The 17,814-nt window shown below is 59.2% G+C and carries 21 protein-coding genes; 18 read left to right on the top strand and 3 right to left on the bottom strand.

Annotated elements, in window-relative coordinates:
- The first annotated feature begins 43 nt into the window (after positions 1-43).
- From G4923_RS10675 to G4923_RS10640, 8 genes are all read left to right on the top strand, one after another.
- Positions 44-1,054 (top strand): helix-turn-helix domain-containing protein, encoded by a 1,011-nt coding sequence (locus G4923_RS10675; RefSeq protein ID WP_163137001.1) that lies wholly within the window; start codon positions 44-46, stop codon positions 1,052-1,054.
- The gene (locus G4923_RS10670; RefSeq protein WP_205596984.1) at positions 1,032-1,517 is read left to right on the top strand and encodes a hypothetical protein; all 486 of its coding nucleotides are present in this window, start codon (positions 1,032-1,034) and stop codon (positions 1,515-1,517) included. The genes G4923_RS10675 and G4923_RS10670 overlap by 23 nt, the downstream gene beginning before the upstream one ends.
- Positions 1,517-1,795 carry a hypothetical protein gene (locus tag G4923_RS10665; protein WP_163137000.1) on the top strand — a complete coding sequence of 93 codons (279 nt, stop codon included), beginning with the start codon at positions 1,517-1,519 and terminating at the stop codon, positions 1,793-1,795. Before G4923_RS10670 ends, G4923_RS10665 begins: the two co-directional genes overlap by 1 nt.
- A gap of 88 nt (positions 1,796-1,883) precedes the next feature.
- Positions 1,884-2,582 (top strand): phage antirepressor KilAC domain-containing protein, encoded by a 699-nt coding sequence (locus tag G4923_RS10660; protein WP_234922228.1) that lies wholly within the window; start codon positions 1,884-1,886, stop codon positions 2,580-2,582.
- Positions 2,579-2,776 carry a DUF3283 family protein gene (locus G4923_RS10655; RefSeq protein ID WP_005324004.1) on the top strand — a complete coding sequence of 66 codons (198 nt, stop codon included), beginning with the start codon at positions 2,579-2,581 and terminating at the stop codon, positions 2,774-2,776. The genes G4923_RS10660 and G4923_RS10655 overlap by 4 nt, the downstream gene beginning before the upstream one ends.
- Positions 2,773-3,765, top strand: coding sequence for a DUF968 domain-containing protein (locus G4923_RS10650; protein WP_338120453.1), 993 nt, complete (start codon positions 2,773-2,775; stop codon positions 3,763-3,765). The genes G4923_RS10655 and G4923_RS10650 overlap by 4 nt, the downstream gene beginning before the upstream one ends.
- Entirely contained in the window at positions 3,752-4,138 is a 387-nt protein-coding gene (locus tag G4923_RS10645) for a RusA family crossover junction endodeoxyribonuclease (protein ID WP_205596983.1), read from the top strand. The genes G4923_RS10650 and G4923_RS10645 overlap by 14 nt, the downstream gene beginning before the upstream one ends.
- A 94-nt stretch (positions 4,139-4,232) precedes the next feature.
- Positions 4,233-4,757, top strand: coding sequence for an antitermination protein Q (locus G4923_RS10640; protein ID WP_240455286.1), 525 nt, complete (start codon positions 4,233-4,235; stop codon positions 4,755-4,757).
- Between the two features lie 66 nt (positions 4,758-4,823).
- Here the strand turns inward: G4923_RS10640 and G4923_RS10635 are convergent, their stop codons facing one another.
- The 3 genes from G4923_RS10635 to umuD form a co-directional block, all read right to left on the bottom strand.
- The gene (locus tag G4923_RS10635) at positions 4,824-5,726 is read right to left on the bottom strand and encodes a flagellin N-terminal helical domain-containing protein (RefSeq protein ID WP_163136999.1); all 903 of its coding nucleotides are present in this window, start codon (positions 5,724-5,726) and stop codon (positions 4,824-4,826) included.
- A gap of 194 nt (positions 5,727-5,920) precedes the next feature.
- Complete coding sequence (gene umuC / locus G4923_RS10630) at positions 5,921-7,195, bottom strand: translesion error-prone DNA polymerase V subunit UmuC (RefSeq protein ID WP_163136998.1); 1,275 nt, start codon at positions 7,193-7,195, stop codon at positions 5,921-5,923.
- Between the two features lie 2 nt (positions 7,196-7,197).
- Positions 7,198-7,617 carry a translesion error-prone DNA polymerase V autoproteolytic subunit gene (umuD, locus tag G4923_RS10625; RefSeq protein ID WP_163136997.1) on the bottom strand — a complete coding sequence of 140 codons (420 nt, stop codon included), beginning with the start codon at positions 7,615-7,617 and terminating at the stop codon, positions 7,198-7,200.
- A 127-nt stretch (positions 7,618-7,744) separates the two neighbouring features.
- On the opposite strand from umuD, the gene G4923_RS10620 reads away from it, so the two are divergent.
- The 10 genes from G4923_RS10620 to G4923_RS10575 all read left to right on the top strand — a co-directional run bounded on the left by G4923_RS10620 (position 7,745) and on the right by G4923_RS10575 (position 17,796).
- Positions 7,745-8,413 (top strand): SOS response-associated peptidase family protein, encoded by a 669-nt coding sequence (locus G4923_RS10620; protein ID WP_205600436.1) that lies wholly within the window; start codon positions 7,745-7,747, stop codon positions 8,411-8,413.
- Between the two features lie 489 nt (positions 8,414-8,902).
- The gene (locus tag G4923_RS10615) at positions 8,903-9,982 is read left to right on the top strand and encodes a DUF3800 domain-containing protein (protein WP_163136996.1); all 1,080 of its coding nucleotides are present in this window, start codon (positions 8,903-8,905) and stop codon (positions 9,980-9,982) included.
- Between the two features lie 216 nt (positions 9,983-10,198).
- Positions 10,199-10,405 carry a hypothetical protein gene (locus G4923_RS10610; protein WP_033132437.1) on the top strand — a complete coding sequence of 69 codons (207 nt, stop codon included), beginning with the start codon at positions 10,199-10,201 and terminating at the stop codon, positions 10,403-10,405.
- A gap of 2 nt (positions 10,406-10,407) precedes the next feature.
- On the top strand, positions 10,408-10,899 hold the full coding sequence (locus tag G4923_RS10605) for a lysozyme (RefSeq protein ID WP_163136995.1): 492 nt from the start codon (positions 10,408-10,410) through the stop codon (positions 10,897-10,899).
- Positions 10,899-11,438 (top strand): DUF2514 family protein, encoded by a 540-nt coding sequence (locus tag G4923_RS10600; protein WP_163136994.1) that lies wholly within the window; start codon positions 10,899-10,901, stop codon positions 11,436-11,438. Before G4923_RS10605 ends, G4923_RS10600 begins: the two co-directional genes overlap by 1 nt.
- Before the next feature lie 121 nt (positions 11,439-11,559).
- On the top strand, positions 11,560-12,096 hold the full coding sequence (locus tag G4923_RS10595) for a terminase small subunit (protein ID WP_205596981.1): 537 nt from the start codon (positions 11,560-11,562) through the stop codon (positions 12,094-12,096).
- Between the two features lie 70 nt (positions 12,097-12,166).
- On the top strand, positions 12,167-14,017 hold the full coding sequence (locus G4923_RS10590) for a phage terminase large subunit family protein (protein ID WP_240455285.1): 1,851 nt from the start codon (positions 12,167-12,169) through the stop codon (positions 14,015-14,017).
- Positions 14,014-14,223: a hypothetical protein gene (locus tag G4923_RS10585; RefSeq protein ID WP_163136992.1), complete on the top strand. Its 210-nt coding sequence runs from the start codon at positions 14,014-14,016 to the stop codon at positions 14,221-14,223. The genes G4923_RS10590 and G4923_RS10585 overlap by 4 nt, the downstream gene beginning before the upstream one ends.
- The gene (locus tag G4923_RS10580; RefSeq protein ID WP_163136991.1) at positions 14,220-15,782 is read left to right on the top strand and encodes a phage portal protein; all 1,563 of its coding nucleotides are present in this window, start codon (positions 14,220-14,222) and stop codon (positions 15,780-15,782) included. The genes G4923_RS10585 and G4923_RS10580 overlap by 4 nt, the downstream gene beginning before the upstream one ends.
- Positions 15,694-17,796 carry a ClpP-like prohead protease/major capsid protein fusion protein gene (locus G4923_RS10575; protein ID WP_338120451.1) on the top strand — a complete coding sequence of 701 codons (2,103 nt, stop codon included), beginning with the start codon at positions 15,694-15,696 and terminating at the stop codon, positions 17,794-17,796. The genes G4923_RS10580 and G4923_RS10575 overlap by 89 nt, the downstream gene beginning before the upstream one ends.
- Positions 17,797-17,814: the final 18 nt, after the last annotated feature.

Raw genomic sequence — 17,814 nt, 5'->3', positions numbered from 1 at the left:
ACTGGCGGTCCCGGTGGCCGCCCCAGTATCACGAGGATGCAACGTGGCCGACAACCGCCGCAGCGGGTTTGTGCTGCTTTACAAGAGCCTGAAGGAGGCGCCGTTCTACCGTGACCCGGTGCGCAAGGCGCTGTGGCTGCACCTGCTGTTGGAGGCCGCGCATGAGCGCTGTGAGGTGACCTTCAACGGCAATCGTCTGCTGCTGCAGCGTGGGCAGATTGTGGGCTCGGCCCGATCCCTGGGGGAGGCCTGCGGCATCTCTGAAGACAGTGCTCGCCGATCCCTGGAGGCCTTCGAGCAGGAGGGGATGATCAGCCGCACCAGCAAGCAGGGTACCCGGGGTTACACCCTGGTCACCTTGCTCAACTACGACCCTTACCAGCGCGGAGTTTCAGAACACATTGGCGCGGAGTTGGGCGCGGAGTTGCAACCCGCATCAGGGCAGGGGAGTGAGGGGGTATCGCAATCTGATGGTGCGGAGTTAGGCGCGGAGTATCACGCCGAAGATCTAAACAAGATAAACAACAAAACAAACAAAGATCTTAAAGACTCTTCGTCGCAACTCGCTGACGCGACTTTCGACCAGGTTGGGGATGATCCCGCCGCTCTGGACGTTGCCGATCCCGAACCCAAGTCCAAGACCCGGGTTATTCCCGAGGCTGCCATCCAGACCCCGAGCGGTAAAGCGTGGGGGACCAGCGATGACCTGATGACCGCGAAGTGGATGTTTCGTCGAGTGCAGTTGATCACCCCGACCGCTCTTGAGCCGAACTGGGCGCAGTGGTCCAACGTGATCCGGCTGATGCGTGAGCTTGACCAGCGCAGTCATCGCGATATTTGCGAGCTGTATGACTGGGTGAGCCGTGATGCGTTCTGGTGCACCAACATCCTAGCCCCGCAGAAACTACGCCAGCAGTGGGATCGGTTGCAGGCCAAGCGCGGCAACCCGTCTGCCGGCCACCAGCGCCCTCTGTCCAATCTGGCGCAAGCCCAACAGCAGGCCCAGGCCCTGCGAGCCGCGGGGGTCGATTATGACGACAACACTCCCCTCTAACGTGACCAGTCTGCCCGTGAATCAGGCCAGTCTGCAGGTGAGCACCGGCATGTCGATGTTCCTGGCGGATGAGCTGCTGCCGCTGATGGCTGGGTGCTGGCCCGCCAGTGCCAGCCAGTTGGATGCCAATGCCCGCGGCGTGGCCATGGCCTGGGGTGTTCAACTGCGGGGGTTCACCGCCCAGCAGATCCGCGAGGCGGTGTTGGAGCTGGCCGATGACGCTGGCCGCCAGTTCGCCCCGCGCCCGGCCGAGGTCAAGGCCACCATCCTGCAGCGCAATCCGGTACCGAAGTCCGCCCCTGTGGGCCGCCAGGTCTCTTTGCGAGCCTGCGAGATGCAGGCAGAGGCCCGGGTTTATGTGCGTGATCGCGAAGTGACCGATGAGGCGGTGCAGGCCGAGCTGCAGGCATTGCTGGCCCAGCTGCGCCGCGAGGGTGTGACGATAACCGGGAGGATTGCGTGATGGCGGTGACGTTCAGTGATGCCTGTGAGAGGGACATTCGCCGCGCCCGGTATGTGCGGGTGGCGGTGTACCCGGAGGTGAAGGACTGGTTGCCGGTGCAGGTGCGCCTTGAGGTGTCGGATTGCCCGCGGCAACTGGGGTTCACCTCGAAGACCCACCGGGCCGGGCACTACCTGATACAGGGTGCCGAACTGGCTGAGGTGATGAAGGCGGTGAATGCCCTGCGCGGCCAGCAGCAGCCTGCGACGTTGGAGATGATCCCATGCGCGATCTCGTGATGCCGGCGTTGATGCTGTTGTTGCTCGTCGGTCTGGCGTTGTACCTGGCCGCCAATGTTTCGATGGGGGTAGAGAGATGGAGTTGATGATGAGGGGCGTGACCCCTTTGACGATGACCAGCGTGGAAATCGCCGAGCTGACCGGCAAGGAGCACAAGAACGTGCTGGCCGATATTCGCCGCATGCTGGTGGAGATTCAATCGGCTGAAAAGCCAGCCGAGTACCAGGACAGCCTGGGCAGGGCCCAACCGTGCTTGCTGCTGGACAAGGACGAGAGCCTTTGTCTGGTGGCCGGTTACAGCGCCCAATTGCGGATCCGGATTATTCGCCGCTGGCAGGAGCTGGAGCAGCAGGGCAACCAGAACGCTCTGGTGATCCCCCAGTCGCTGCCGGAGGCACTGCGCCTTGCTGCCGAGCTGGCCGAGCAGAAGATGGCGCTGGAACAGAAGGTGGCGATGGATGCCCCGGCGGTGGAGTTCGCCAAACAGATCGCCAGTGTGGAGAAGGGGATCACCTTGTCGGCGTTTGCCAAGACGGTGGGCCTCGGCCCCAATACCCTGTTTTCCCTGCTGAGGGAACGCAAGATCTTGATGAGTTGCCGCGGGGAGCGCTGGAACCTGCCGATGCAGGAGTATGTGGACCGCGGGCTGTTCGCGACCCGGGAGAGCTCGTTTGACAGTAACGGCGAGCGGCGTATCAGCTTCACCCCCCTGATCACCGGCAAGGGCCAGCAGTGGCTGGTTGAGCGACTGATCCGTGACGGCATCCTGCGCGGGGTGGCGGCATGAGTCACAACCTGGCCTTGTTGCCATCGGCTGAACGGCAGCGCATTGAGTTGATCAAGCAGGCGCACCTGCTGGTGTGGCGCCGGCGCCGCAACGAGATCGGGCGTGAGGTCGTGGTGGCCGCCATCGATGAGGTGGATGAAGAGCACCGTGAGTGGTTTCGCCAACAGTTGAACGCGATCAGGGGGCAAGCGTGAGCGCAGGTAACGCGGTGTTTGTCGAAGCGCTGGGGCTGGCCCTGGTGCCGCTGGGCGACAGCCTGCCGGCGGTACGACGCCAACTGGCTGGCAAGCCGGTGCGCCTGGTGCGCGATCAGGGATCCGACCTGCTGACCCAGTTCCCTGCGCTGGTGTCGGCCCTGGCCTGCGCCGCGGTGGTCAATGCCGCCGGTGGGGATCTGCTGACCGCCAATGCCACGGCTTGTGTGATAGCCGATGGCTGTATCGGGGAAACCGTCACCGCAGAAGTGGAGGGGGTGCATCTGCCTTTGTGCTGGCATCACGACAATGAGCGCCACGATGGGCAGTTACCGATCCGCCTCGCCGATGTGGCCGGGTGGCTGGCGCAGCTTGTACTGCAGCGGGTTGCTGGCTGGTGCGGGGTGGCCGCAGCTGACCTGACTGCCCGGGATCTGTGCTGGTGGGCGACCGTCTACAAGGTGCTGCCTTCATTGCCGGATCCGCTGCTGCGCTCTGCCTGTCGTCTGGCACCCATAGAACCGGATCGGAAGTGGTCGCCCCGCGGTAACCGGGAGACCGATTCCCGCTATCGTGATCATCGCCTTGAGGTGGCAGAGCGTGATCCGCTTGCCGATCTGCGGGCCCGCATCAATGCCAAACCGGCTATTCGTCAGATCGACCCCGAACCCGCGGCCCTATATCTGGGCAAGCCCAAGCGCCAGCGCTGGGAGTGTGCAGCCTACCTGGCCTTTGTCCGGCAGTTGCCCTGTGTGGTAACGGGCCAGCGCGAGGGCATCGAGGCGCACCATGTCGTGGGTCACGGAATGAGTGTGATGGGTAGCAAGGCGCATGATCTGATGGTGTTCCCGCTCGCCCACCAGCCACACATGGAGTTGCACCGGATCGGGTGGAAGGCCTGGGAGGCCCAGCATGGTTCGCAGTTGGATCACGTTATCAACACATTGGAGCTGGCATGCTCCCTGGGAGTGTTCAATGCCAAAAGCTGATTCATGGACGGTGACCCTGCCATGGCCCCCTTCAACCAACCGGATCTGGCGCAATGTGGCCGTGAGCGGCAAGCCCAGAACCTTGCTGAGCCAGGAGGGGAGGGTTTATCGCAAGGCCGCGGCCGATGCCTGCCTGGCTGCCAAGTTAGCCGGCAAGCAGATTCCCGACCGGCTGGCCCTGCGGCTATTGGTGCAGGCCCCTGACCGGCGAGCCCGGGATCTGGATAACACGGTGAAGGCGGTGCAAGACGCCCTGACCCACGCCGGGGTGTGGCTGGACGATAGCCAGATCGACCGGTTGCTGGTGGAGCGCGGGCCGGTAGTGAAAGGGGGAATGGTGTTGGTAACAGTGGAGGTGATGAGTGCGCTTTGAATATGCAATTACCGTAGGGGATCCGCGTTCTGTGATGCTGCAGGCCTATCAGGCCCAGTCAACGGGGCGTTCTCATCTGACAAAGAGTGATGTAATGACGGCATTGGGAATGGTTCAGAAGCACAATGGTGCCGGCATGGCGTTGGTGATGGCGCGTTACTGCAAAGACCTGGGGGATGCCAAGAAGGCCCTGAGGGCGGTGCAAGCCCAGTGCACCAAGATAGCCCCCCGCTTTGTGGGCGCTAACAAGGAACGTGGCCAAGGCATGGCCTTGCGCCGGGTGGCCGAGTTGGCCCTGGAACACTACTGCCGCACAGTGGACACCCCGGGAGCGGCCTGTCACCCGCAGTTCTGCAGGGGGAGGGGAGTGATCCGCGACCTGGAGCTGAGCCGCCTGCACGGCAAGGCGATCGATAAGGTCTGCCCACGCTGCGGCGGTACCGGGCTGCGCCACATCCCAGGTACCCAGATCAGACGCGCCATTGAGCCGCTGGCTGGTGGACTGACCCGTGGCCAATGGGAGCGGGGCTGGTATCCGCTCTATCTGGCGGTACTGGCCTGGTGCCACCAGCAGGAGAGCGAGGTGGAGGCGTTCTACAAGCGGGTGACTGCGGTGTAATGGAGTTTCCGTGAACGACTAGATATTTCGAAAATTGGGGCCCTTATGGCCCTCTCTTTCAGTCTGCTAACTCTGCAATAGGGATAATGCGGACTGAGGGCGTTTGTTTGCCTGAGACAATATAGACGAGGCAGCCTGTTGCATAATGTTCTGTTTAGTTAGATTTGCGGTTTCCACCGCGAAGTCGGCATCTCTGATACGCGAACGAGCAGAATTAACGTTTCCCGACACGTTTGCTTGGTTGCGGATAACCGAATCGAAACGGTTTTGTACAGCACCAAGTTCGGCGCGCTTGCTGTCAACCACCTCGATATAATAATCCAGATTGGCCATTGCCAAGAGTGACGCAGGTTTGGACTGAATGCTGCTCAAGTAGGCTGGGACGCCAGGCCCATTCAGATGATTTACCGTATAAGTACCATCGGCGGCATTGTACGTTATCGTGGCATGCCCGGTAGTTACAAATGCCATTTGGTATAGATTAAAGGAATTGTTTATATCAAAGTTGATCGTCTGGCCAGCATCGGCCCCTACCTGAAAAGCTCCTGAATATCCTCCATTTAACAACTTCTGGCCGCCAAAGGTGGTGTCCTCTGCTATTCGCGCAATCTCGGATTTCAATGCATCAAACTCTTTCTGCAGGGCGCCACGATCATTAATGCTGGTGGTACCATTGAGTGACTGTTGTGCCAAGGTGCGCATGCGCTGCAACATGTTGCCAATCTCTTCCATCGCGCCTTCGGCGGTCTGAGCTACCGAAATGCCATCATTGGCATTTCGGATACCCTGATCCAAGCCATTGACTTGGGAGGTCAGACGGTTGGCGATCTGTAGGCCAGCGGCATCGTCTTTTGCGCTATTGATACGTAGTCCTGAGGCAAGACGAGTGTATGACGTATCCAGCGACTTAGTAATGCTACTAAGATTTCGCTGTGCGTTAAGCGATGAGCCATTAGTGTTGATAAACATGGCTTATTTTTATCTCCCGAGCATTTTTTAATTTTGTTTTTTTGTCAGATGTTCTGGCTCATCCGGTACTTCTCTACCAGCGACCCTGTACCAGGGATGTCTTCGCCGTGCTGCTTCTTATTTCGGCCCAGATGCGCTTTCCTTAAGGAAAAAAAGCTTCACATGAACCATCAGGTGGAAGGCATTGAGGAAGGTCATGCATTCACCGCAGGGAGCTCGCTGATAGATGTGGTGTAGCGGGGACTGAGCTGCTCTCGCTTCATCATCCACTCGCTGGTGTCCCGGCCACGGGCCGCGAAGTAGACCTTTCCCCACCTTCCCTGATTGATCTGGTCAATCACCTTCATCAGTGCCTCGCTACGGGGATCCTGCTGCCGGTCAGTGAAAAGGTCTCCCTGGTGCATGCTGGCCGGGGTGAAGTCAGCCAGCATCACGCCCCCCTTCATATAGCGGACATCATTCCGCCATATCCGGCGCAGCAGTGGTTCAACCAGGGCAAGCAGGTCCCGGGTATCTGAGGTGGGTGTCTGCAACCGGGTCGATATCTGGTTGCTGTAGTAGGTTTCCCGCTCCGAGAAGGGGCTGCTCCGGATAAACAGAGTCACATGGCGGCACCGTTGCCCCTCGGCACGCAGCTTCTCGGCGGCCCGCTCCATGTAGCCGGCCAGCGCCTGCTGCATAGGGCCCAGTTCGGTGATGCGCTCGCCAAAGCTCCGGCTGCAGATGATCTGCTGCTTGGGCTGGGCCAATTGCTCCAGCTCGGCACAGGGGAGCCCCCGCAGCTCTTGTACCGTGCGCTCGACCACCACGCCATACTGTCGACGCAGGCTCTTGGGGTCGACCGCCACCAGATCAGCCACGGTGTTGATGCCCTGTTTGTTGAGCTTGGCTGTCAGTTTGCGCCCTATCCCCCAGACTTCCTCAACCGGGGTGATGGCCATCAGCTTGGCGCGGCGCCCCTCATCGCGCAGATCCACTACGCCGCCGGTGGCAGGCCACTTCTTGGCGGCGTAGTTCGCCAGCTTGGCCAGGGTCTTGGTCGGCGCAATGCCGACTCCGACGGTGAGGCCGGTCCACTGCTGCACCCGTTCGCGGATCTGGCGGCCATAGGCCAGCAGGTCACCGGCCCAGCTTTCGCTGAGCTCGACGAAGGCTTCATCAATGCTGTAGACCTCGACGGTTGGAGCCATGCTCTCCAGGGTCGTCATCACCCGGTTTGACATGTCGCCGTAGAGGGCGTAGTTGGAGCTGAACCAGATGCCGCCCTGCTCTTCATATACCTCGCGGATCTGGAAGTAGGGCACCCCCATTTTGACCCCCAACCTTTTGGCTTCTGCCGATCGGGCAACCACGCAGCCATCGTTGTTGGAGAGCACCACGATCGGCACCCCCTTGAGGTCGGGGCGGAACAGGCGCTCGCAGGAGGCATAGAAGTTGTTTACGTCGACCAGGGCAATGGCGGTTGACATGGCTACCCTCGCCGGGTTTTGTGCAGGACGAAGGTGACGACGCCGAAGATATCCAGCTCTTGCCCTTCTTGCGGGTAGATCGGCGGAAAATCGGGGTTGCCTGGCAGCAGTGCGGGGATGGGTTGCACCTGCAGCTTCTTGACGGTGAACTCGCCATCCAGGCAGGCCAGCACGATGTCGCCGTGGCGTGCCGTGATGGCGCGATCGATGACAAGCATGTCGCCGTCGTTGATACCTTCTTCCACCATGCTGTGTCCGCTGGCTTTCACATAGAAGGTGGCCGCCGGGTGGGAGACGCAGTGCTGGTTGAGGTCGATGGTCTGTTCCACATAGTCCTGAGCCGGTGAGGGGAACCCGCAGGCGGCAGGGGTGAGGTACAGGGGGATTTCGATGAGAGGTGCATCGATAGCATGGGGAATCATGGTGATTTTCACTGTATGAACGTACAGTTATTCTATCTGAGGGATCCGGAAAGATCACTGGTCGGCGATCGGGTCTTGGCAAGGCAAGGGGGTTCGCGGCCAATTATGCTTGGCAGAGGCCGACCTGGTGAGTTTGGGCTCTCATACGATGGAGGGGCTGCGCATGTGCATCAACTACATCCCGACTACCAGGGCGGTGCTGGTGGAATACTTCGGGGTTGATGATCCAGGGTATGACTGGAAGGAGGAGGTGTGGCAGGACTACCAGGCCCCGATCCTGATCCAGCGAGACGGCCGGCGGCAGGCGCTGATCTCCAGCTATGGGATGGTGCCGAAGAGGAAGGTGCAGCTAGGCAACAAGCACTACACCACGATGAACGCCAGGGCCGAGACGGTAGGGGAAAAGCCGACCTACCGCCGTGCCTGGCTGCAGGGGCATCTCTGCCTGGTGCCCATGACCGGCTTCTTCGAGCCCTGCTACGAAAGCGGCAAGGCCGAGCGCTGGCGGATCAGCATGGCCGACGGCACGCCCTTCGCGGTGGCCGGCATCTGGCGGGCATGGCAGGAGGAACAGGGCTACACCTTCAGCTTCTCCCAGCTCACCATTAATGCCGACACTCACCCACTGTTGCGGCGAATGCACAAGCCAGGGGACGAGAAGCGTAGCCTGGTCATCGTGTCGCCGGATGACTACGACGCCTGGCTGGGGTGTCGGGATTCTGAACTGGCGAAAACCTACTTGGTACAGCAGGCCACTGGGCTACTGTTCGGGATGTCAATACCGCGCCAACAATGAGCGAGGTTATGGTCCGGCCATCTGCTGAATGAGCGAGTAGGCATTGGAGGACTGCAGCAACCTTGGAGGCCGTCTACCACCTGCAGTTCTGCGAGGGTAGGGGAGTGATCTGCCACCTGCATGACAAGGCTGTCGACAAGGCCTGCCTACGTTGCAACGGTACTGGACTGCGCTCTATCCCGGGCACCCAGATAAGGCGAGCCATTGAACTGCTTGCTGGTGGGCTGACCTGTAGGTAATTGGAACGAGTTGGTATCCGCTTTATCTGGTGGTTCTGGCTTGATGCCATGAGCTGGATAGTGAAGCAAAGGGGGTTTACAAAAAGGTAATGGTGGTGTGAGGATAGACTAATTGAAATCATAAGAAACTGGAGCTGATATTTGGACAGGAACGCGAAAGCTAGACTTGCAGCAGAAATTGGAGGCTAATTCCATAATTTAATGATGCCTAATATACCACATGATATTAATTTCTTTCGAAGGGTAAATTATGAGACCATTTCGAGTGCCGAATAAAGTTTATGAACCAGATGATAAAGAATTTAATCGTACAAAATTCCAGCTTCCGTATGTGCCTGATAATATGCAAAAGCAGCAGTGCTTGGAATGTGGCTGCTTATTTGAACTGCCATGGCTTGAAAAAAGATCCCCATTAACATCAATAAAATCACATAATGGATGTGTTTGGCGTAGGAGGACAGTTATGATTGAATGTCCTGACTGCAAATATCCCGTTGAGCACGAACTACCCCACCAAAAGGCTAAGGGGAAATATGGTTTTTTTGGTGATGAAGCCTCTCGTATAACCAAAAATGAGTTGATTTTTACTTTGTCAGTTGTGGGTTGCGATCACATTCACTTGGAACGTATTGAGTCTCTTGTTCATCAGTTTAAAATTGGTCTCGAACCTGACCGCCCAGCAGATACTTGGACGCTCCATATGACCAAGTTACGTTCTGGACAGCAAAGGAAGAAAGATCCAATTTTTGGAAATTGGAGTGATGCCAAAGTCATGGCCTGTATCGATGGGCTATTTAAATTGATTGATAGTTTTGGTCCATATTTTATTATGGTGAATGCAACTGGAGTGCTGGTGAGACCGAGCAGTAAGAAAGAGATTGCTAATTCACAGTATTTTCTGCAGCAAGAAGTCTATGCCGCGCTACTTATGGATACGATCGATATATCGACAAAAAATTCAATAAAGCCGTATTTCATTTTCGACTCTGTTAAAGACTCTGCCGCAGAAACAATTGTGCATGAATGGGCACGAGACGCTTTCCTTGGAAGTCAACAAAGTCTGTTATACGCACATTTGACTCATGGTATAGATATTCCAGAGCCAGAGTTTGTAAAACCAGCTTCCCGCCCTCTTCTTGAAATTGCTGACTTCGTCAGCTATGTCATTGCACGGTATCTGTATTGCAGGTTTGAGAAGGTAAATATCGATCTTGATCCAGTGCGTTTAGGAGAGATGAAATATATTGGATTTGATCATGTCGGCGATTTAATTACAACGGGTAGACATCAGGTTGGATTTCCTTGGAATTCATTTTGGAAGTATAAATAGTGAATGTGTTCTCTATTCCTTTAAAACGAACAAGGAGAGTAAAGCGACAGAGCATTACAGTAAAGTAACGAGGTAGAAAAAATCATTGGACACTTACTTGCAATTTTGTGTAAGTTAAAAGCTAACAGTGGAAGACTGCATCCAAAAGGATGCGGTCTTTTTTTCTGATTCCAAACCTCGGCCTCGCCGGGGTTTTTTCGTTTCTGGGGTGAATTCATGAATCAAGGACATGAGCAGATCGCTACCACTGTGGTCGGTGAAACTGCGAAATCAGCCCCTCCTGTAGCGGTGGTGAGTATGTCGTGGGCTGGTGTCTCTTTGAATGACTGGGTGCTGATCGCGACGCTTGTGTGGCTTTCGGTTCAGATCGGCTGGTTTATCTGGTCGAACATCATCAAGCCACGCGCCAAGCAGGTGGGGTAGGCATGACAAAAATGCGAATTGCCATAGCGGCGCTCACGCTCAGTGCCGCTGGCTTTGTGGGGATCCTGAATCGGGAGGGATGGGGGCCGGTGGCTTACCCCGACCCGGTACACGGGACCAAGCTGCCCACTATTGGATTTGGGAGTACCGAAGGGGTCAAGATGGGTGACACCATCACCCCAGTCGCCGCGGTGAACAGGAGCCTTCGGGAAGTGCGGTTTTTTGAGGATTCCCTCAAGGCCTGCATCCAGGTGCCACTCCACCAGTATGAGTTCGACACCTATGTCGAGCTCTCCCACAATATCGGCCCCGGCGCCTTCTGCCGTTCCACCATCGTGAAGCGCCTGAACACTGGCGACTACCCAGGTGCCTGCGAGGCGATCCTGTTGTTTAAACGTGCCGGCAATCAAGACTGCTCGGCACCGGGGAATCGGGTATGCCCTGGGCTCTGGAAAGACCGACTGCGCCTCAATGCTAAGTGTAAGGGGGAGTGATGAGGACAACTGCGCAGAGCAAGGCGCTGCCGTTCCTGGCCGGCGCCTTGGTGATAGCAGGCTTGGCCAGTGGTGGGGTGGCGCTCTATCGCTCTGGTCATGCTGCTGGGGAGGAGGGGGAGCGCAAGACCTGGCAGGTGAAGTGGAATGAAGAGGCTACCCGTCTCGCTACTGCCAGGACCAAGGCCGAACAGGAGGCCCGAGAGGAGGAGCAGCGTCGGCAGGCTGAAATCGATGAGGTGAGAGACCATGCACAAGAAGAAATCGCCCAAGCACAGGCTGATGCCGCTGTTGCTGGTATTGAGTCTGGCCGGCTGCTCGAGCAAGCCCGTCGCTTGGCAGCCCGAGCAAGTCAGTGTGCCAGCAGCACCAGCGCTCCCCAGGGAGGCCAGGCAGCCGGACAACCTGCTGTGGTGCTCGCCGACCTGCTCAGCCGGGCTGACGAGAGAGCGGGTGAGCTGGCAGCAGCGTATGACCGAGCTCGAGCGTCAGGACTAGCCTGCGAAAGAGCCTATCTCTCATTGACCCAAGCCCGTTAACCCAACTACCGCAATACCCCCCCGGTCAAAGGTACTCCCCCCAGCCCCTCGTCCTCGACGGGTCGTTGAGGCGCGGATTTTCACTACATATGAAACCCCAAAAAGCGAGGTTGTTGTTTCAATGTCAGAGCCATCAGACAAGGGGCTCGCAAAGCCAGGCTGGCTCAATAAGTCCGACATGGCCGCCAGCCTTGGCATATCAGTTCAAGCCTTTGATAAATGGGGGGTTAAGCCGGTCAAGAAGGTTGGCCGCAATGTCTATTTTGATGTGCGATCGGTTGTGGATAACCGACTAGAGAATGCGATCCAGAAACACCAACCAACGGATCCGCAAAACATGGGTGAGGATCAACTGGACTTCCAGCGGTGGCGACTCACCAAGGAGCAGGCCGACAAGGCCGAGCGCGAGAACAAGATCGCTGAGCGCCACCAGGTGCCAACCGAATTTGCCACCTTCGCCTTGACGCGCATAGCCGCCAAGGTCAGCAGTCTGCTCGACACCGTTCCACTCACCATGCGCCGCCGTTACCCCGAACTGCAGACCAAGCACATTGAGGGGATCCAGCGTGAACTGGTCATAGCCAGCAACGAGGCGGCATCCCTGGGTGATCTGCTGCCGGAGTTACTGGATGAATATATCGACAGCACAAGTAAGTAGCCTGGCGGCTGTCGTCACACTTGGTCTGTCGGCCCTGCTCCGCCCGCCGGTTCAGACTGCCGCTGAGTGGATGGATGAGCATTACTATCTGCCGGTTGAGTCCTCCTATCAGGAGGGCCGCTGGAAGTCGCTGCCGTTTCAGGTGGCCATCATCAACGCGATGGCCAACGACGATATCCGCGAGGTCAACTTCGTCAAGTCGGCGCGGGTGGGGTACACCAAGATGCTGCTTGGCGTCGCCGCCTACTTGCTGGAGCACAAGAAGCGCAACGGCCTGATCTGGCAGCCGACCGATGGCGATGCCGAGCTGTTCGTCAAAAAGCACGTTGAACCCATGATCCGGGATGTGCCGAAAATTCGGGCGCTCGCCCCTTGGTATGGCAAGAAGCATCGGGACAACACCCTGGAGCTAAAGCGCTTCGCCAACGGTCGGGGACTTGAGCTGCGGGGAGGGAAGGCCGCCAAGAACTACCGGGAGGCGTCGCCTGATTTCGGGATCTATGACGAGCTGGCCGCCTTTGATGATGACATCGAGAAGGAGGGCTCGCCCACCTTCCTGGGTGATAAGCGGATGGAGGGTTCGACCCATCCCAAGTCGATCCGTGGTTCAACTCCCAAGATTGCAGGCCAGTGCCAGATAGAGCGGGCGGCGAGTGAATCGCCACACCTGATGCGCTATCACATCAAGTGCCCTCATTGCGAGGCCGAGCAGTACCTCAAGTGGGGCGGGCCGGATGCAGAGTTCGGCATCAAATGGGATGGCACCAACCACCACTCCGCGTTCTATCTCTGTGAGGCAAATGGCTGCGCCATTCGCCAGCACGAGATGGATTACGAGACGGTAGAGCGCTGGATCTGCGAGCGCACCGGCATCTGGACGCGGGACTCCATCGACTGGTTCGACAGTGACGATCAGCCAATCACGCCCCCTGAGTCGGTCACCTTCCATATCTGGACGGCGTACAGTCCGCTCACGACATGGGTGCGGATTGTCTCTGACTTCCTCAAGGCGAAGGATGACCAGGGCAAGCTCAAGACCTTCGTCAACACCACCCTCGGGGAAACCTGGGAGGATGACACCGGCGAGAAACTGGAGTGGGAGGCCATTGCCGCCCGCCGTGAGGTGTGGCCTGTCGCAGTACCTGACGGCGTGCTTTACATCACCGTGGGGGCTGACACCCAGGATGACCGTTTCGAGTTTGAGATCACTGGCTGGGGAGCGGGGGAGGAGTCATGGGTGCTGGACTATCAGCGCCTCTACGGTGACCTGCACCGCTCCGAGATCTGGGAGAGGCTGCATGAGCAATTCTCCCACCAGTTCGTAAAGGCGTCCGGGGAGGTGCTGGACATCGGCCTGGTGATGATCGACTCGGGCGGCCACTACACCGACGAGGTATATCAGTTCTGCCGTCGCAACCCGCACAAGTACATCCCAATCAAGGGCGCAACCATGATGGGGAAGCCCATCATCACCTTCCCGCGTAAGCGAAACCGCAAGGGGGTTTATCTGTCCGAGGTAGGCACCGACTCCGCCAAAGATGTGCTTTATGGCCGCCTGGGGGATGTGCCGACCTCATTGTCTGGCCCATCACCGGGTTACCGCCATCATCCGGTGGCCGAGTGGGCTGACGATTTCTACTTCAAGGGACTCACCTGTGAACGAAAACGGGTTGAGTTCGTCAAGGGGCGCCGGGTGTATCGCTGGGTCGCCCCGTCTGGCGCCCGTAACGAGCCAACCGACTGCGCCGTGTATGCCCTGGCGGGCATTCGCCTCGGGGTGCAGCACCGGGGATGGCGGCTGATAGCCAAGCCGCGCCCGACCACCATCAACCCCTCACCGCCTGCCAGCGTCAAGCCCGCCGCGTCCGCTGCGGGCAATAGCTGGCTGGGCACATCATCAGGATCAGGAGGCTGGCTGTGAAGCTGGAAGATATTGACAGCATGATCGCGCTCTACCTTCAGGCCGAGCGCGATTTACTGGCAGGCAAGCAGATCACTTTTCAGGGGCGCTCGGTCACCTCTGAAAATCTCAACGAGATCCGCACTGGCCGTCAGGAGTGGGAGCGCCGGCGTCAGCAGGTAGCGTCACCGCGTCGCCGCCCCTATGCAGTAGCGAGGTTCACATGACTGCGCTGGATAAGCTGCTCGGATTTGTCTCGCCAGGCTGGGCAGCCAACCGAATGCGTGACCGCCTGCGGATGCAAGCCTATGAGGCTGCCATGCCGAGTCGCACCCACAATGCCAAGCGGGAGCGCCGTGGAGCCAACCAGGCGGTGCATATGTCGGCGATCAGCCTGCGCGAGCAGGCGCGGGCGCTTGATGAAAACCACGACATCGTGATCGGCCTGCTCGACAAGCTGGAAGAGCGGATCGTCGGTGGCAAAGGTATCCAGATCGAGCCGCAGCCCCGGGCGGTGGACGGTACCCTGCTGCTGGATCTTGCCAAAGAGATCCGCCGCCGTTGGGCCGCCTGGTCGCTGAAACCGGAAACCACCGGCACGTTCACTCGCCCCGCGATGGAGCGGCTGGTTTGCCGTACCTGGCTGCGCGACGGGGAGATGTTTGGCCGCCGCCTGCTCGGCACGGTGCCTGGCTACAAGCATCACAGCGATACGCCTTACTCGATAGAGCTGTTAGAGCCTGATTTCGTCCCGTTCGACTACAACCAGGTAGCAGAGGGGATCCGGCAAGGCATCAAGCTAGATGGCTGGCGGCGCCCAAAGTCGTACTTTGTGATGTTCGATCACCCCGGTGAGTTGCAGGGGTTCCGCTATCGCCACAAGGAGATCGATGCCGCCGAGATCTACCACCTGGCCTTGCGCAAGCGGATTCATCAGCTGCGCGGCGTGTCTCTGCTCCATGGGGTGATCACCCGCCTGGCCGATTTGAAATCCGTGGAGGAAGCCGAACGGGTGGCGGCCCGCATCAGTGCCTCGCTCGCCTTCTTCATCAAGCGGGAGGTGCCAGACAACTACATCGAGCCGGAGGCCGGCGAGGGGGAACGAGCCCCACGGATGATCGACATCACCCCCGGAACGACGTTTGACGACCTGCGTCCCGGCGAGGATGTGGGGGTGATCCAGTCCAACCGTCCGAACACCGCCCTGAACGTCTGGCGGGCTGGGCAGCTCCGGTCGTCGTGTGCCGGAACCCGCAGCCAGTATTCGAGCGTGGCCCGCGACTATGACGGCACTTATTCCGCCCAGCGCCAGGAGCTGGTTGAAGGGTGGGAGGGTTTTGCCGTTCTGCAGGATGACTTTGTGGCGCTTTGGTCGCGCCCGGTGTTTCGTGACTGGCTGCTGGCCGAAACCCTGCGCAGCAAAGATCCCCTTGTCCTGCCGCCTGAACTCGACCCAAAAACCCTGTTCGATGCCATCTATCTTGCGCCCGTCATGCCCTGGATTGACCCGGAGCGTGAAGCCAACGGCTGGAAGGCGGTCATTCGTGGCGGTGCCGGGACAGAAACCGAGTGGATCCGGGCTCGCAACCGCAATCCCGATGAGGTACGCGACCAGCGCTTGTCCGAGCTGGAGTGGGCTGAGAAAAACGGCGTGATGACAGATACCAACCCAGCCAATGACCCAGGAGCACAACCCAGTGAAAAAGCACCATCTGACGGCGGCGATGCAAACCACGCTGATGCCAGCGCGGGCGGCCGCCAGCGGCCACCCCGCACCCGAGCATGAAATCCCCAATGCCCAGAGTTGGTACAGCATAAGCGCCTTATCCGGTGCTGTGCCCACAGTCGAGATCTACATCTACGACGTGATCGGGTACTGGGGGGTATCAGCCCAGCAGTTCATCTCCGACTGCAAGGCCGCCGGGGTGTTCGATGCCAAGCAGCTCAACATCCACATCCACAGTCCGGGGGGCGACATCATGGATGGCTTTGCCATCTACAACACCCTGGCCCGCCTGACCTGCAAGATCGATATCTGGAACGATGGCCTGGCGGCCAGCATGGCCTCGGTCATCCTCTGCCTGCCCAATGCCACCGTCCACATGCCAAGCAATGCCTGGGTGATGATCCACAAGCCCTGGTCTGGCACGGTCGGCAATGCCGACGATCTGCGCGACATGGCGGATTGGCTGGATCGCAATGAGGCGCTGTTGCTCAACGCCTACGAGAAGAAAACCGGCAAGACCCGCGAGGAGCTGGCCGCGCTACTGTCGGCAGACACCTGGCTCGATGGCCCCCAGGCCAAGGAGCTGGGTTTTGTCGATGTCCTGGAAGAGCCGATCTTGGCCGCCGCCTACGTAAATGAGAACAAAATGAACGACTTCACCAATATGCCTACCCAGGCCCGAGCCCTGTTCGGTGCCAAAGCGACCGCTGGCCAGCCTCCCGCGTCGGCGACCCCTGCTTCCGTCACGACTCAGCCGGCCGCTGCGCCGAGTCAAGCCGAGGCGCTGGCCGCCTTCAAACAGGCGGAGCAGGGCCGCCGCAACGAGATCCAGGATCTGTTCGCCCTCACCGGCGGCCGCTTCCCTGAGCTGATGGCCGAGTGCCTGTGCGATATGGATGTGACTCCCGCCCAGACCAAAGAGAAAATCAAGGCGGCGCTGGGCAAGCCCGCTGGCGAGGCGGGGCCGACTGGCCCGGCAGCTCATATTCATGTGGGCAACGGCAACCTGATCGGCGATTCGATCCGCGCCTCGCTGCTGGCCCGTTGTGGTCATGCTGCCGCCGAGGGTGACAACCATTACGGCGGTTACAGCCTGCGCGAGCTGGCCCGCGCGTCACTGGATGGTCGCGGCATTCTGACCGGCGGACACTCCCCGATGGCCTACGTCGGCATGGCCTTCACTCACACCAGTTCCGACTTTGGCAAGATCCTGCTGGATGTCGCCAACAAGTCGGTGCTGGAAGGCTGGGAACATGCCGAAGAAACCTTCGATAAGTGGACGCGCAAAGGCACCCTGTCCGACTTCAAGGTGGCGAGCCGTATCGGTCTGAGTGACATCCCCAGCCTGCGCAAGGTGCGGGAGGGGGCGGAATACAAGCACGTCACCCTGTCCGATACTGGCGCCACCATCCAGCTGGCCACCTATGGCGAGCTGTTTGCCATCACCCGCCAGGCCATCATCAACGATGACCTCGATATGCTGACCCGCGTTCCAGCGCTGTTCGGAGCGGCCGCTCGCGGCACCATCGGCGACCTGGTGTATGCGGTGCTTACGGGCAACGTCAAGATGCCGGACAACAAGACGCTGTTCCATGCGGATCACAAAAACCTGCTGACCGGCGCTGATGCCGCGATGGGGATCAAGGGGCTCTCCGCTGCCAAGACCCTGATGCGCGGCCAGCGCGCCGTCGGGGCCGATGACAAGCCGGGCCGTGCCCTCAACATCCGCCCGGGGTATGCCCTGGTGCCGATTGAGCTGGAAGATACCGCGCTGCAACTCATCAACAGCACCTCTGTCCCGGGCGCGGATGCCAACTCTGGCATAGCCAACCCGATCAAGGGCTTCGTGGATGTGATCGGTGAGCCTCGTCTCTCCGACGCCAGCACCGAGGCGTGGTACTTGGCGGCCAAGGGGGGCGACACCATCGAGGTGGCCTACCTCGACGGCCAGGACACTCCCTGGATCGAGCAGCAAGAAGGTTTCACCGTAGACGGTGTGACCACCAAGGTACGTATCGACGCGGGCGTCTCCGCCCTCGATTACCGTGGTCTGGTCAAGTCCGCAGGCAAGTAATCCCCCTGGCCCGCTCTG

Origin of the sequence: Aeromonas rivipollensis, assembly GCF_010974825.1 — a bacterium.
Classification (GTDB): domain Bacteria; phylum Pseudomonadota; class Gammaproteobacteria; order Enterobacterales; family Aeromonadaceae; genus Aeromonas; species Aeromonas rivipollensis.
This window is presented reverse-complemented; position numbering and strand designations above follow the sequence as displayed.

Bases quoted from the DNA above. Each gene is read 5' to 3' on its own strand.
- G4923_RS10665 (WP_163137000.1), top strand. From the start codon at position 1,517: ATGGCGGTGACGTTCAGTGATGCCTGTGAGAGGGACATTCGCCGCGCC.
- G4923_RS10640 (WP_240455286.1), top strand. From the start codon at position 4,233: ATGACGGCATTGGGAATGGTTCAGAAGCACAATGGTGCCGGCATGGCG.
- G4923_RS10660 (WP_234922228.1), top strand. From the start codon at position 1,884: ATGAGGGGCGTGACCCCTTTGACGATGACCAGCGTGGAAATCGCCGAG.
- G4923_RS10590 (WP_240455285.1), top strand. From the start codon at position 12,167: ATGGATGAGCATTACTATCTGCCGGTTGAGTCCTCCTATCAGGAGGGC.
- G4923_RS10605 (WP_163136995.1), top strand. From the start codon at position 10,408: ATGACAAAAATGCGAATTGCCATAGCGGCGCTCACGCTCAGTGCCGCT.
- G4923_RS10635 (WP_163136999.1), bottom strand. From the start codon at position 5,726: ATGTTTATCAACACTAATGGCTCATCGCTTAACGCACAGCGAAATCTT.
- G4923_RS10615 (WP_163136996.1), top strand. From the start codon at position 8,903: ATGAGACCATTTCGAGTGCCGAATAAAGTTTATGAACCAGATGATAAA.
- G4923_RS10610 (WP_033132437.1), top strand. From the start codon at position 10,199: ATGAATCAAGGACATGAGCAGATCGCTACCACTGTGGTCGGTGAAACT.
- G4923_RS10595 (WP_205596981.1), top strand. From the start codon at position 11,560: ATGTCAGAGCCATCAGACAAGGGGCTCGCAAAGCCAGGCTGGCTCAAT.
- G4923_RS10655 (WP_005324004.1), top strand. From the start codon at position 2,579: ATGAGTCACAACCTGGCCTTGTTGCCATCGGCTGAACGGCAGCGCATT.
- G4923_RS10645 (WP_205596983.1), top strand. From the start codon at position 3,752: ATGCCAAAAGCTGATTCATGGACGGTGACCCTGCCATGGCCCCCTTCA.
- umuD (WP_163136997.1), bottom strand. From the start codon at position 7,617: ATGATTCCCCATGCTATCGATGCACCTCTCATCGAAATCCCCCTGTAC.
- G4923_RS10670 (WP_205596984.1), top strand. From the start codon at position 1,032: ATGACGACAACACTCCCCTCTAACGTGACCAGTCTGCCCGTGAATCAG.
- G4923_RS10600 (WP_163136994.1), top strand. From the start codon at position 10,899: ATGAGGACAACTGCGCAGAGCAAGGCGCTGCCGTTCCTGGCCGGCGCC.
- G4923_RS10580 (WP_163136991.1), top strand. From the start codon at position 14,220: ATGACTGCGCTGGATAAGCTGCTCGGATTTGTCTCGCCAGGCTGGGCA.
- umuC (WP_163136998.1), bottom strand. From the start codon at position 7,195: ATGTCAACCGCCATTGCCCTGGTCGACGTAAACAACTTCTATGCCTCC.